The 14,640-nt window shown below is 39.3% G+C and carries 12 protein-coding genes and 1 tRNA gene; 8 read left to right on the top strand and 5 right to left on the bottom strand.

All coding sequences use genetic code 11. The features are described 5' to 3' along the window. Window positions 1–82: 82 nt before the first annotated feature. The 6 genes from A33Q_RS04460 (at window position 83) to A33Q_RS04435 (ending at window position 7,586) form a co-directional block, all read left to right on the top strand. Window positions 83–1,177, top strand: a complete 1,095-nt coding sequence (locus A33Q_RS04460) for an Mrp/NBP35 family ATP-binding protein (protein WP_009032308.1) — start codon at window positions 83–85, stop codon at window positions 1,175–1,177. Window positions 1,178–1,181: 4 nt separating this feature from the next. Then, entirely contained in the window at window positions 1,182–1,430 is a 249-nt protein-coding gene (locus tag A33Q_RS04455) for a NifU family protein (protein WP_009032307.1), read from the top strand. Window positions 1,431–1,446: 16 nt separating this feature from the next. After that, window positions 1,447–4,491, top strand: a complete 3,045-nt coding sequence (locus tag A33Q_RS04450; protein ID WP_040489942.1) for a zinc-dependent metalloprotease — start codon at window positions 1,447–1,449, stop codon at window positions 4,489–4,491. 162 nt (window positions 4,492–4,653) lie between these two features. Next, the gene (locus A33Q_RS04445; protein WP_009032305.1) at window positions 4,654–5,427 is read left to right on the top strand and encodes a PASTA domain-containing protein; all 774 of its coding nucleotides are present in this window, start codon (window positions 4,654–4,656) and stop codon (window positions 5,425–5,427) included. Between the two features lies 1 nt (window position 5,428). Further along, complete coding sequence (locus tag A33Q_RS04440; RefSeq protein ID WP_009032304.1) at window positions 5,429–7,270, top strand: T9SS type A sorting domain-containing protein; 1,842 nt, start codon at window positions 5,429–5,431, stop codon at window positions 7,268–7,270. A 4-nt stretch (window positions 7,271–7,274) separates the two neighbouring features. After that, window positions 7,275–7,586: a rhodanese-like domain-containing protein gene (locus A33Q_RS04435; protein ID WP_009032303.1), complete on the top strand. Its 312-nt coding sequence runs from the start codon at window positions 7,275–7,277 to the stop codon at window positions 7,584–7,586. Between the two features lie 49 nt (window positions 7,587–7,635). Here A33Q_RS04435 and A33Q_RS04430 read toward each other — a convergent pair whose 3' ends face one another. Together A33Q_RS04430 and A33Q_RS04425 are read right to left on the bottom strand one after the other, a co-directional pair. Further along, entirely contained in the window at window positions 7,636–8,751 is a 1,116-nt protein-coding gene (locus A33Q_RS04430; RefSeq protein ID WP_009032302.1) for a site-2 protease family protein, read from the bottom strand. Next, the gene (locus tag A33Q_RS04425) at window positions 8,741–9,373 is read right to left on the bottom strand and encodes an HAD family hydrolase (protein WP_009032301.1); all 633 of its coding nucleotides are present in this window, start codon (window positions 9,371–9,373) and stop codon (window positions 8,741–8,743) included. Before A33Q_RS04425 ends, A33Q_RS04430 begins: the two co-directional genes overlap by 11 nt. A gap of 78 nt (window positions 9,374–9,451) precedes the next feature. Between A33Q_RS04425 and A33Q_RS04420 the strand changes: the two genes are divergently transcribed. Beyond that, window positions 9,452–9,525: transfer RNA gene (locus tag A33Q_RS04420), tRNA-Ile, on the top strand. A 96-nt stretch (window positions 9,526–9,621) separates the two neighbouring features. On the opposite strand, the gene A33Q_RS04415 is transcribed toward A33Q_RS04420, so the two are convergent. Next, window positions 9,622–10,413 carry a nucleotidyl transferase AbiEii/AbiGii toxin family protein gene (locus A33Q_RS04415; RefSeq protein ID WP_009032300.1) on the bottom strand — a complete coding sequence of 264 codons (792 nt, stop codon included), beginning with the start codon at window positions 10,411–10,413 and terminating at the stop codon, window positions 9,622–9,624. Then, window positions 10,410–11,204 (bottom strand): type IV toxin-antitoxin system AbiEi family antitoxin domain-containing protein, encoded by a 795-nt coding sequence (locus A33Q_RS04410; protein ID WP_009032299.1) that lies wholly within the window; start codon window positions 11,202–11,204, stop codon window positions 10,410–10,412. The genes A33Q_RS04415 and A33Q_RS04410 overlap by 4 nt, the downstream gene beginning before the upstream one ends. A 552-nt stretch (window positions 11,205–11,756) precedes the next feature. Between A33Q_RS04410 and A33Q_RS04400 the strand changes: the two genes are divergently transcribed. Then, a complete protein-coding gene (locus tag A33Q_RS04400) occupies window positions 11,757–13,535 on the top strand; it encodes an acyl-CoA dehydrogenase (protein WP_009032297.1) in 1,779 nt (592 codons plus the stop codon). A gap of 6 nt (window positions 13,536–13,541) precedes the next feature. Here A33Q_RS04400 and A33Q_RS04395 read toward each other — a convergent pair whose 3' ends face one another. Continuing rightward, window positions 13,542–14,639: a glycerate kinase gene (locus A33Q_RS04395; RefSeq protein ID WP_009032296.1), complete on the bottom strand. Its 1,098-nt coding sequence runs from the start codon at window positions 14,637–14,639 to the stop codon at window positions 13,542–13,544. Between the last annotated feature and the right edge of the window lies 1 nt (window position 14,640).

Genomic DNA, 14,640 nt, shown 5'->3' with positions numbered 1-14,640 from the left:
GAATGAGATTTATATATTCCATCGAGCGCTTTTCATTTAGAACATTATTCAATTAAATTGCGCCGCATTCAAGATTAAAAAAATGTCCATAAATAAAGAAAGTGTATTAGAAGCCCTATCCAAGGTAGAAGATCCCGATTTGAAAAAAGACTTGGTAACTTTAGGTATGATACAGGGCTTAGAAATAAGTGAAGGAAAGATAAGCTTCAAAGTTGTATTGACCACTCCTGCGTGTCCGCTGAAGGAAGTCATCAAAAACAATTGTATAGAAGCTTTGGAAGAAAGTTTTGGCAAGGAAGTGGAATTGGACATTTTCATGACTTCCAATGTGACCACTGCAAGAAATGAGGGGCCCCTTTTGCCTAAGGTTAAAAATATTATTGCTATAGCTTCCGGAAAAGGTGGGGTTGGGAAATCCACCACAGCCAGTAATCTTGCTGTGGCTTTAGCCAATACCGGAGCAAAAGTAGGACTTATTGATGCAGATATTTCCGGTCCTAGTATCCCTACCATGTTTAATGTAGAGTCCGAGCAACCTACAGTAAAGCAGGTAGATGGTAAAAATATCATCCTTCCTATAGAACAATATGGAGTAAAATTAATGTCTATCGGCTTTCTTACGCCTGCGGAATCAGCAGTTGTATGGAGAGGACCTATGGCAAGTTCTGCACTAAAACAATTCATTGGGGATGTGGATTGGGGCGAGTTGGATTACCTGCTAATCGATTTACCTCCAGGCACTTCGGACATTCACCTGACCATGGTACAGACCATCCCTGTAACAGGTGCGGTTATAGTGACTACTCCACAAAAGGTTGCTTTGGCGGATGCTACAAAAGGGTTGACCATGTTTAAGCAACCACAAATTAATGTTCCAGTGCTAGGTGTTGTGGAAAATATGGCTTATTTTTCACCAGAAGAGCTACCAGAAAACAAATATTATTTATTTGGAAAAGAAGGAGGTCAAAGGCTTGCAGAAAAGTATCAAGTCCCATTCTTGGGCGAGATACCTATAGTTCAGAGCATTAGAGAAAGTGGTGATACCGGTTACCCTGCAGTTTTCAAAAAAGGAGTGACTGAAAAAGCATTTTCAGAACTTGCCGAGAATGTAGCCCGACAAGTGGCAATTAGGAATGCCGAAAAGAATAAAACTGAGGTAGTTCAAGTCAATATTTAAGTATATGGAAGTCGAATTGATAGACAGAGTAGAAAAAGCATTAGATACCATCCGCCCCTATTTGGAAGCAGATGGAGGGAATGTTAGGATAGTAGAAATAACCAAAGAGAAGGTTTTGAAGTTAGAACTTACAGGAACTTGTAGTTCCTGCCCAATGTCAACTATGACCTTAAAGGCGGGAGTTGAGGAGGCAATCAAAAGGGATATCCCCGAAATCATTAAAGTAGAGGCTGTAAATGTTGCGGTTGCCTAAGATATTTAATTCAAAAATGAATCAATCAGGAATAAGGGTAAGTTCAATCTTACTCTTATTCCTCTTTTTTTGTCTTCCCATTGCCTCAGCCCAACAATTTTTTGGACAGGTGTATCAACACATCCATGATGAAAAGTGTGCAGCCGTCCACATGGAACAAATGATAGAAGAAAGAATCGGAGTAGTGGGTTCCAGAGAATATTTCGAATCTTGGATGCAGGGCAAAGTCGATGATTTAAGGAAATCGCCATCTATCCAAAGAAGCATGGAAGAAGACGTCCGGGTAATTCCTGTGGTAGTTCACGTAATACACAATGGTGAGGAAATAGGTGTTGGCAGAAATCTTCCTGAAGAACAGATTCTCAATCAAATCAGAATTATAAATGAAGATTTTAGAAGGCAGAACCCTGACGCGTCCAATACATCACAAGAGTTTCTGGGAGTAGCCGCTGATTCTAATATTGAATTTGTTTTGGCCAAACAAGATCCAGAAGGCTTACCCACCGATGGAATTCTTAGGGTACAGGGAACAAAAAACACCTACACGGCAATTTCTGATGCTCAGCTATTAAGTGAGATTTCCTATTGGCCAGCTGAAGATTACCTTAACATCTGGGTGGCTCCTATAGCAGGTAACGTTCTGGGTTGGGCAAGCCCTCCTTTAGCAGATTTACCTGGCTTAGGAGCTATTGTATTCCCAAGAGAAATAGACGGTGTGTTTGTTACCTCTGCCTGGTTTGGGGAAGGAGGAAATGCCAATGCTAATGCCAGGGGAAGAACGCTTACTCACGAAATTGGACATTTTTTAGGTCTGCGGCATATTTGGGGAGACGGAAATTGCAATGCAGATGATTTTGTAGAGGATACGCCCAATCAGGACGGACCTAACTTCGTCTGTAGAATAGATAGTCCACGATTCACTTGTGAAAGTAGAGACATGTCTGAAAATTACATGGACTATACTACAGATGCATGTATGAATATTTTCACTCAAGGACAAGTGGAAAGATTCAATGTGGTGCTCGCTAACAGTCCTAGAAGGGCAAGCTTGGTCAATGGACGAGCTACTAGAGAACCACCTCTTTTCCCCAATAATCTTTCTATTGACAGGTTGTTAAATCCTTCTGACCTTTTGTGTGATTTGACTGTGATTCCCCAATTACTTTTAAGAAACAGAGGTGAAAATGTTATCAATTTTACAAGAATTGAAATATTACTCAATGGTAATGTAGTCGAGACCAAAGACTTTAATTTAAATCTTGCATTGGGTGATACTACTACTGTGAGTTTTGCTCCAATAGAATTACAAGGTGATGGAGATGAGTTTCAGGCAAATATTATTAGGGTCAACGATGTCGATGATCCTGAAACAGTAAGCAGGTCTGTTGTTTCCTTTCCAAAACTTCAACCAACAATTAGCCAACCTTACAGCTTTGCTTTCAGAGATTTGGAAGATTTATGGGTAATAAGAAATCCAGATGACAGCCTTACCTGGGAAGTGGGAGAAGTTACTTTAGATGGCAATATCCAACAAGTCATCCAAATCAGAAATTACGAATATGAGGCATTTGAACAACTTGATTTCCTTATTTCTCCACAAATAAATCTCAGTGAATTTCCAAATACACAATTGACCTTCAATATGGCCTATGCGCCTTATAATGCACAGGGCTTTGGGGACAATTTGATTATAGCTGTTTCTGATGATTGTGGAAATCTTTTCCCTATCTCCACGGCCCCTTATAATAAAGACAGACAGTTTTTACAGACTGTATCACCGACATTGGATTTCTTTTTGCCAACTAGGGAAAACCAATTTAGAAGGGAGATTGTAAATCTTGCCCCTTTTGCAGATTTAGGAAATGTGAGGATTGCCTTTATCAATAGAAATGGATATGGAAACAATCTTTATATCAAGGATATTGAAATACTTCCTGAAGAAATCTATCAGTATGGGGTTACATTAACCGAGCTAACAAGCCCTACACCTATCTCTACGGGTGGCCATGAACAAGAAACTATAAGAGCTGTCAATACCGGAAACCTTCCTGTAGATGGCTTTATTTTCAGGCGAAGGTTAGGCAATGGCTCTACCACTTCTTATATAGGCAGGGGTATTGGCCTGCAACCCGGCGACAGTATCAATGTCAATGTGCCATTAGGTCCAACTATTGATGGATTGAATAGGTTGACCTATACTATGGACTTCCCTAATTTTGATCAAAATCCAGGTACTTCAGATGTGTTGTCAAGGTTTGTTGTGATCAATTCTAATACATCACGGGTTCCATTCAGACAAAACTTCAACAACACCACTGTTTTATCACCTTGGGTTGTGGTAAATCCTGAAGAAAACAATACAAATTGGGAAATTACCCCTATTCAATCTGGCGATTCGGGTGAAAACCTTGTCAGGCTTGAAGACAGCGGTGAAAATAATTCCTATTGGATAGGTTCACCTCTTTTTGATTTATCAGAAAACAGACAGGCCGCTTTATTCTTCGATTTTGCATCAGGGCAAATAGCCGAAAACACAAGATTAAAAGTACTTGCCAGTAAAGATGGTGGTACCAACTACATAGAAGTATTCCGAAAAAATGGTTCTGATTTGAATACTTCAGGTTCTCCTGAAGCTAACCCAAACCAAAGGGAAGATTTCGATAGGCAATATGTTAATCTTACTGATTACGCAGGTGAAAGGTCAGTTCGTGTTGCCATTGTCCTGGAAAATACTTCAGAAACGAACAGCACGGCCTATATCAATAATATTGAACTATTCCTTTCTGCTAATCCTGAACCTGTAGACCCTGGTTTGGGCAATACGGTCATATACCCAAATCCTGCCAGAGATTACTTCAATATTGTGTTTAACTTCAACACCTTTGAAAATGTAAATATTCAAATTACCTCCGCCACTGGTCAATTGGTTCATGATGTGGATTATCCAAATACTTTGAACCAAACCTATACCTTCAGTACAGATTTATTTTCCAAAGGTCTTTTTGTTGTAAAAATCACCAGCAATTCGGTGACTGAAACGAGACGTTTGATCATTCACTGATGTCAAAGAGAGTCAAAAAAAGCCTGAAAGCACATTTTGTTTTCAGGCTTTTCCTTTTTTAAAACAAATTGGCTGATTTCTTGTCGGCTTATTGATAGATTTGCCAAACAAATTATAAATTAATTCTACCTTTATTCGTTAGTCAAAAAATATCCTTTTTGCATGAGCAAGTTTAAAGACGCTTCAAAAAAAATCGCTATTCACCTTGCATTGGTGATTACCATAGTAATCACTCTTGCATTCTTGTTTCTAAAAGTTTTTCTTCCATCATATACCAATCATGGACAAACAGTTACTGTACCAGACCTGGAAGGTTATGAGTTTGAGCAATTGGATGATTTTCTTAAAGAAAGAAATCTACGTTATGAAATTACCTTGGATAGTGGTTTCAATAATGAATTAAAACCTCTTTCAGTTTTGAAACAAAACCCCAAAGCAGGAAATAAGGTAAAAAACGGCAGAAAAATTTATATTACCCTCAATGCCAAAAATGCGCCTTTGATTAAAATGCCAAATCTTGTAAACAGTCCCTTGAAAAATGCTCAGGAAATCATCGCCAACATAGGTTTGGTCCGTGGAGAAATCGTCTATGTTCCTGACATTGGGATCAATGTAGTCTTGGAGCAAAAATACAGAGGCAGAAGTATACGGGAAGGTTTTGAAATACCCAAAGGTTCCCAAATCGACCTAGTAGTTGGGGATGGTCTTGGAAATCAAATATTAGATGTGCCGAATCTAATTGGTATGGATGAAGTAGATGGGGAGTTTTTGATAATAGGATCCGGACTTAGAATGGGAAATATCAATTATGTTCAAACTGACTCAGTCCCTCAGGGAACAATTATCCTACAAAATCCTCCTGCCGGTGCTGAAGTCAGAACTGGTGACCCTATAGAGGTTTGGATCTCAGATCTTAGCAGAAACTCAAACTTCTAGTATGCAGGCCAAAGGAAACATATTCATATGTATCCTGCTCATGCTTTTAATCGGCATAGAACAATCTGCCTTTGCTCAATTCCAGCAACTTCCAACTCCTGTTCACAAAAAGAAAGGCGATATAGAGTCCAATCTTCATAGACAATTGGAAGAAAAATTGAGTTTACCGTTTTGGGATGATTTTTCGACCCGAGGAATTGACAGTACCAAATGGATCAATGAGGGCGCTACTCAATCTTTTACTGTAGGCAATGCAGCTCCTACACTTGGAGTCCTTTTGCTGGATGGAGTGGATGAGAGAGGTAGACCCTACTCCAATGTTTTGGTAGAACAGGGATTAACAGACGCGATCAATTCAAGAGTAATAGACTTATCAGGAATTTCAGAAGAAGAGTCCAATACTGTGTTTTTAAGTTTTTTTTGGCAAGCCGGAGGCAAAGCCGAAATGCCGGACTTCAACGATAATATCACACTTTTCTTTAGGGACACACTTGACAACTGGATTTCTGTTTGGGAAATGGCAGGAGACCTCCCGGCAGAGCAATTCTTTTTTACCCAAGAAATGATACAGGTCGGACCTGATTTTCAACATGAAAATTTTCAATTCAGATTTCAGATCAGTGGTAGAGCTTCAGGACCTTTTGACAGTTGGCTAATAGACTATGTTTATCTTAATAAAAACAGAAGTACCAACGACATATTTTATCCTGATAGAGCACTTACTCAAGACAACATCAGACCTACTTCCAAATATTCTGCAATTCCGTTGTTCGAGGCTACCAATATTGAAGGCAGTTTTTGGAACAGAACTGGCAATGAGTTCAAAAACCTTGAAAATAGATTCAGGGCTATGGAATACAGTATAGAAGTCAGGGATAAAAATGACAATAGTCTGATCAACAGGATAAACAACAATACTCCTTTCAACCCTGTCCCGCTAGGATCGGAAAGAAGGATTTTCGAAAGCAATGAAATAGAAAATTTGTCTTTTCCTGAAGTAGAAACCGATTACGAAATCACTACTTATATCAGTTCTGGAGACTTAAACTTATTCCAGGTTGTAAATGGAGATAGTGTTTTCTACGATGAAATCAATTTACGGGTCAATGATACCGTAAGATCAGTCATTTCATTCAGAGACTACTTCGCCTATGATGATGGGAAAGTGGACTATTCTGCCGGCATTAACCAAAGATCAGGGAGTTTGGTGAACAGGTTTGAATCTTCCGGGAATGTTTATATCAAAGGCATCAGTATCAACTTTACCAACCAAAGTCAAGCCAATCAAATCATTGATTTGAGTATCTGGCAAGACCTGCAGGCAGACCCTGTATTTGTACAGGAGATATTTATTCCGGAAAAAGAAGATGTTGAGGAGTTTTCCTATTTCGAATTGGAGGAAAATGTGCTTGTTTCAGATTTTTTCTTTGTGGGTTTCACCCAGTTTACCAATGACTTTATCCACGTAGGTTTGGACAAAACTTTTGATAATGGCAGGGAAATTTTCTTTAATGTAGCAGGTCCTTGGCAACAGAACGAACTCGTAGAAGGATCATTGATGATCCGTGTTCACCTTAGCCAGACCCCTATTGTAGAAGAAGAGTCCGAAGATGAAGAAAGCAAGCTAAGGATATATCCCAACCCTGTTACTGAAAGGCTTTTCATAGAAGGTGATACAGATGCCATCAATATAGTTGATCCTTATGGAAGAGAACTGAATTTGCCATTAGAATCAGATTCAGAAGTAAAAATTATTAATTTTACAGGACTGCAGAAAGGTGTTTATGTATTAAAACTTTTGCAGGGAGAAAAATCTATTTCTAAAAGAATACTAGTCAGATAATAACATGGAAGATATTACAGTATCAGAATTAAGGGAAAAACTTCAAAATGGAGATGAGTTTCTTTTTATCGATGTCAGGGAGGAATGGGAGTATGAAGAAGACAATCTTGGAGCCAAAAATATCCCTCTTGCCCAATTACCTCATGAACTGGAAGAATTAGAAAGCTATAAGGACCAAGAAATCGTCATGCAATGCCGATCAGGAGCTAGAAGTGGGAATGCCAAAAAGTTTTTGGAAACTAAGGGTTTTTCCAAAGTCAGAAACCTTCTTGGAGGTATCATGGCCTACCGTAGCATGGAAGAAGAGGAAGGTTAATTAATCTTCATATCAATCATACAAAAAGGCCCTTGATCAAAGGGCTTTTTTATTCCATTATAAAGGGTTGCGGCGTAAAGCAAAGCAAAAATATCAAGATTGCAATCCAGCCTAAAATCTGTCTGTTCCGATCCAATTTTTTATAGCCACTTACTTCAGGGTGGTCAACCCCCATAAACCTTCCCAAGAGCAAGCCAAAGAGCAGCCAACCTGCATAGCCCTCCACCCCAGGCCAGATATTCACTATGGAGTACTGGGTAGCCACTATCAACAGAATCAATGCCCATTTTGACTGAGTGCTAAGCTCTACCCTTCGGTAACAGATATACAGAAATCCAATATATAAAGGAATCCTGATCAAAAGTTCATTGACTGATTGGAAAGGGTTGATAATGCCTAAACCTGCATAAAACATAAAGGCGGTATAAGCCACAAGGGAAATTATTCTATGCTTTCTGGGAAAAAGTCCGAAAATAATGTGTCCTCCATCCAACTGCCCAATAGGCAGCAAATTCAAAGCAGTGAAAAACAAGGCCAAATATCCTGCAAATAAATATGGGAAGTGAATAATTTCAGACATTACGGGCATCTTTTCAGGATCAGCAAACACTTTTTCCATTCCCCAAAAAAGAAGATTATAACCTATTTCCAAACTAATATACCCATCTTCAGGAGAATGCCCTTCAAATTCAGGATCAAGATATTCTGGATGTATTTGATATATATAATCTGCATCTGGCAGATTGGTGAAACCGTAATAAAGCACCCCTAGCGCAATGACAAATCCGGCTAATGGTCCTGCAATTCCAATATCAAAAAACTTTTTACGGCTCTGAATGTAACTCTTTACCTGAATGACAGCACCAAAAGTACCTATGGAAGGAGCGCTTAAGAAACCCAACCAGCCTGGAATAAAATAAGGAAGGGAAGATTTCACATTATGGTGAATGGATGCAAATAAATGCCCCAATTCATGTATCAAGAGTATTCCTATAAACGGAATGGAAAAATGCAGGGACTTTAGAAAATATTCCCAATTGAGAAAATGCTCCTCCTTACCCAATATTGACCGGCCAAAAAGCCACTCACCTCCTGCAAAAGTGGCTGTTATGACAGTCGCTATAAATAAAAGCGCATGCCGGAGATACTCTTTTTTATTGTACATCTACAAAAAATTCAATCAGCGCCTTTGGATGGGTAATTTGTACAGCATTCATTCCGGTTTTTTGGGCCCCTTTCACATTGGCTTCAAGATCATCAAAGAAAATAGTTTTTTCGGCATCAGCATTTAATGAGGACAAAACTTTTTTATAAATAGCTGTATCTGGTTTTGCAAGCCCCATTTCATGGCTTAAAAAAACATCGTCACATAAATCATAGATGGAATTTAGTTCTGAAACTTCACTCAACATCTGATTGAATTTTACAATATGAATGTCATTGGTATTGCTCAAAATAGCAGTTTTGAATTTACTTCTCAGGGAATCCAATAAGTCCAGTCTCTCATTGGGAATATTGATCAAAAGACTGTTCCAAACATGGTCTATTTGGCTATCAGTCCAGTTTTCGCGGTACAATTCTCTGACTGCATCCCGAAACTCCCCATTGCTGATTTCACCCTTTTCATACTGCTTATGAAAAGTAGAGGTGAAAAATTGTGGGGCAAGGTCATGTTTTTGTTCAGGGAGTATTTTTTTCAACTCTCTGATACTGAAATCATAATCTATGTCGATGATTACGTTTCCTAAATCAAAGATCAAAAAATCAATATTATCCAGTTTTTTCATTTGAATTCAAGTTGTAAAATTAAAACCAAATATGTAACATTGCAGTCCCAAAAGCAAGGTCAAATGCTTAAAAAAACCGGGCCTATAACTCAGCTGGTTAGAGTATCTGACTCATAATCAGAAAGTCCCTGGTTCGAGCCCAGGTGGGCCCACAGATGCCCTTCGTATTCAATACGGAGGGCTTTTTTATTTTTGGATTAAACGAAACAGTCTATTTAGCTCAGCTTTCTTATCCATGCCAGAATGGTTTAAAGTCTTTGTACCAATTCATCAAACAACCACTCAAAAGCCTCCTCCTGGTCATATTTCAGATTCGGGTTGAGAAGTCCCTCCATATCTCCCGAAAACTGTGCTGACTTTTTCTTTAGCTCCATGTTGAGCAGGAATTCCTTTTGGCTAGGCGGCGTGCCCACCACGAACTTCATGTACGCATTGTAACAATGGATGATTTTGTCATAATCCAACTTTGCGTGTTGGCCGGCATAGTAGAGATCAAACAAATCCCTGCCCTTCTTACGTTGGTAGAGTGCCCGGAACTTGGTTCCCAGAAGTTCATCTAAATGATATGTGGTAATGTTACTCCCCATTGTAAACCATTCATTTGATACAGAAAATGGAAATGAATTCCATCCAAGCAGATTGAAATGCTCCCGGCAATTGATCTCTATCTTTAGTCTCAACCGAACTTCTGGTGAATATTCAGAATTGAAGCGATAAAGCAGCGTGTTATTGTTGGCTTTGGGCTTAACCACTCTATCTTCTTCAAAAAAGGTAATGACTTTATCTATTCTCTGTAGGATAGGCTTGATCGGACCTTCTTTGATTTGGACTAAGTCAATGTCCTCTGAATATCTTGGAGCCGGATTCAGGTAGAGTTTGTGTAGTGCGGTACCCCCACGGAATGCCAGATTTTCGCTTAGGAATTCATCAGAGAAAAGTGCTACCAATGCTCTGGATATAATCAGATCTTGTTCTACCTGCTCATTGGTAGTCCAGGGAGCTTGATCCCTCCATTTTGCTATATGGGGCCTGGGAATCATAAATCACTTTCCAATTCAATGTTCCTAACTACTTTCCACATATTATCGACTCTTCCGGGTTTTTTATCTTTATCAGGACACAGCAACACCGGGAAGTAATTTTTACCAATAAAATACTTTTCTAATGGATCCAATAGAACCCGATCAGATTGCAACTCTTGAAATAAGAATCCTAGCCGTTGTATGGAGCTGGTATGGGGGTACCACTGGAGTAACTCCTGGATATCTTCTGGAGTCATAGACTCAGCTAATTCTTCTAGAATGGCCAGAATTCTGTTTAACCCTCCCATCTTAGATTGATAATGGATGAGGTCAATAGCTGTAAGTGCCGGTGAGGAAATATTAAAGATGCCGGCATCAGATTTTCTTTGCTGAATGTTTTTGTTTGGCCATTTACTTGTGGCTGAAATGCTCAGATAGATATTCCCTTTTTTAATGTCCCGAAGGTTAGGGATTTTTGTCATAAGATAGCTCTGTTGAACTTGTTGATGACTTGCGCCATGAAAAGCTGCTGCTGAAAAAAAAGCGATATAATAAGGCTTATCTAAGAATTTGAACAACTCTTCAACATAAAACTCCAATGGTAGTTTGCCGAATCCTTTGTATCGAGGAGGAAGGATCAGATAAAACCCCTGACGAAGTGCAAGAATCTCTTTCTTTTTGGAAAGACGTCCCAATTCGTGTCGTAATGCTACATCAGTTTTGGGTATTTTGACTTTTAATTCATCCCAGGAAAAAGCATATTGTTCATATGCCAGGCAATTTTCCACAAAATCAGCGACACGCATCATATCTTAGTAAATTTATGCGAAAGATAGTAAAAAGAAGCAATACATGCATAATTATACTATGAACTTGTTGCTGCAAAACTCAATTTTAACTACCACAAATATATGAAAAAGGTAGTTAGACAAAGCTGATCTAACTGATGCAAGACATTAAATCAAAAACTGGGCAATATTGTCGACCCATATTAGATCAAATGTTACCATTTCGTTATGGCCATATGTCAACCCAAATGCAATCAATTGCTACTGTTTCGCTGAACCTTTTTTCTTTATTTGCCGATTGACGTTTCCGGTGTGTTTTAATTCATCAGCATATTTTGTGTGCGTATTAACCATATGACTACCCATTATATCCAGCTTATTCTCCTTCTTTAATACTGTTTGGATATGCTCGTGGAGGGCATATAATTTATTAAAATCTTCTGTAAAGCGGTTCGAAATTTGCACAGTGTCGCCCACTAGGTCGGAATTAGTTTTCCGGCCTTTTTTTATATACAAACATTTGAAATACCTCTCGACTTTAATAACTTGAAAGACTTCATGTTTATTTAAGTTATGGCATTTTACTCCAAGCGTGACCTTTACTTTCATCTTTTTGAAAACCACAAGATTGAAGATCTTATCTCTTATCCATATTTCTCAGACCATCAAAGGGAAACGTTTGATTTGGTCCTAGATGCTGCAGAGAAAATTGCTCAAAACTCCATGTATCCTTTGCTTACTGAAATGGATAGGAATGAGCCCCAGCTTGAAAATGGCAAGATAAAAGTTCACCCCGGTATGCGGAAAATAATCCGCCAGTTTGGAGAAGACGGTTGGATCAACGCAACATTCAGCTATGAGGAAGGTGGTCAACAATTACCCAATACTGTTTATCAGGCCTCGGGATTCATTTTTCAGGCCGCTAATTATTCCGCATCCGTTTACCCATTTCTCACTACAGGAGCAGCGAATCTGATCCGAATTTTTGGAAGTAAAGAACTAAAGGAAAAATTCACTCCAAACATGTATTCCGGCAAGTGGCAAGGAACAATGGCCCTTACAGAGCCTGATGCCGGCAGTTCTCTTTCCGATCTGCAAACCACGGCTTACCCCACCAGCCATGACGGTACTTTCAAAATCAAGGGACAAAAGATTTACATATCCTGTGGTGACCATGATGCCTGCGAAAACATCATTCATTTGATGCTTGCCAGAATTGTGGATGCTCCCGCGGGAACGAAAGGTATCTCTCTTTTTGTGGTACCCAAATACCGAGTTGCTGACAATCAGCCCAATGATGTGCTTACCCAGGGAATTTATCATAAAATGGGTTACAAAGGGGCTCCTATAGCACACTTGATGATAGGATCTGATGATGGATGTGAAGGATATTTGGTAGGTGAAGCGAATAAAGGATTGAGTTACATGTTTCAGATGATGAATGAAGCAAGAGTCGGTGTAGGCATGAATGCCTGTGCGATTGGAACTGCTGCTTATCATGCTTCACTAAGTTATGCCAACGAAAGGCCTCAAGGAAGAAAATTATCACAAAAGGACCCCTCATTGCCCCAAATACCGATTATTGAGCATGCCGATGTCAAACGCATGCTGTTATTCCAAAAATCAGTTATAGAAGGTTCACTTTCTCTCTTGTTGTATTGTGCAAAACTTAGTGATTTGGTGCATGTAGAAAAAGGAGATCAGAAAGAGGATTTTGGTTTGCTACTGGATTTACTCACCCCAATTGCCAAGTCTTACCCCTCGGAAATGTGTTGCCTAAGTACTTCAGCTGCAGTACAGGTCCTTGGAGGCGCAGGATACACCACAGACTTTCCGATTGAGCAATATTATCGAGAGGCCAGAATCCATCCGATCCATGAAGGCACTACCGGAATACATGGCATGGATCTTTTGGGAAGAAAAGTGCTTACTCAGAATGGTAAAGCTCTAAAGCTTTTATTGAGAGAGATAATTGAAAGCATCGCTGCAGCAAAAGCTATACCTTCTCTTGTGTCCAAAACGATTATGCTGGAAAATTACCTTAAAAGGACCCAAGAAGTAATTGATACATTATTGCCCAAAGCGGGAAAGGATATGGAAGCATTTTTATCAGACGCTACGCTATTTTTGGAAATGATGGGGATCTTGGTTATCGGCTGGCAATGGCTTAAACAGGCAACTATTGCAGCTCAAAAACTGCAATCTGAAGATTTGGAAAAGGATTTTTACCAAGGGAAGATAATGTGCATGAATTATTACTTTGAATATGAGCTGGTAAAAATTGGAAGCCTTTCCACTCGCCTGCTTTCTGAAGAGAAGGTTACTATCAATATGAAAAAAGAATGGTTTTAAAACGATTCAGACAAGCTTGATGGTAGAAACGGCTTCTTCGAGGTTAGATTTAGCATTATCTAGAAAATCATTTTGGCTAAAGTCTAAAGGTTGTAATTTGACCAATTGATCAAAACCGGCTCTTACTGCATCATTTCCTGAAGTAATCAAAATGCAGTGTTTTTGTAAACGTTTCACCAATTGGAGCAATTCAAAACTGCCTTTGCCTCCCTCCGATTGGCTGTCGTATTTACCCTCTCCGGTAATGACCACATCAGACCATTTTACAAGAGAATCTATCTTTAGTTCATTGAAAAACCAATTGGCTCCCATTTTGATTTGGATTGGAAAGAAAAAAGACAAACCAAAAGCTATCCCTCCTGCAGCACCAAAACCCTTTTTGTCCTGAACCACCACCCCAGCTTTTTTACCAAGCAGCTTCAATACATATTCACTTGCCTTCAGGTAATTTGGGATTTCAGTTTGATTTAAGCCCTTTTGAGGACCAAACACAGGTATTGCCCCATTTTGCCCAAAAAATGTATTTTCCACATCGCAAAGAATGGTAAACCGGATTTTATAATTGACAATAGGCGCTTGGATATGGGCTATTTTTGAAATAAATCTTTCCGAAAAGAAAGGAATCTGACGCCCATGTTCATCCAAAAAAACATATCCCAAGCCTCCTAAAATTCCCAAACCCAAATCAATACTTGCAGAACCTCCAAGGCCAAGTACAATATGTTCCGCTCCCTGAGCAACTGCAGCTTTCACCAATTCCCCAGTTCCAAAGCTCGAAGCTAACCAAGCTTGTTTTTCAGTTTCTTTCAGATATTTGATTCCTGATACTGTAGACACATCGATCAGCGCTGTTTTGGTACTTGGATTGAAAAAGAAAAAGCCTTTGACTGGCCTGCCAATTGGATTCAAGCAGACCAAATCAAACTTTTGTAAACCAAGAGCTTTCCCCAACAAGTAACAAGTCCCGTCTCCCCCATCAGCAATAGGACATAACTTTAAATTGGCTTGAGGGTACTTTTTTTTGATACCTTCAGCAATGATTTCTGCAGCCTCATCAGCCTCTATGGTTCCTTTAAATGCATTGGGAGCGATAAGAACATTCATT

This window comes from Indibacter alkaliphilus LW1, from assembly GCF_000295935.2.
Taxonomy (GTDB): domain Bacteria; phylum Bacteroidota; class Bacteroidia; order Cytophagales; family Cyclobacteriaceae; genus Indibacter; species Indibacter alkaliphilus.
The sequence above is the reverse complement of the archived record's forward strand: the minus strand, read 5'-3'. Positions and strand labels throughout refer to the sequence as shown.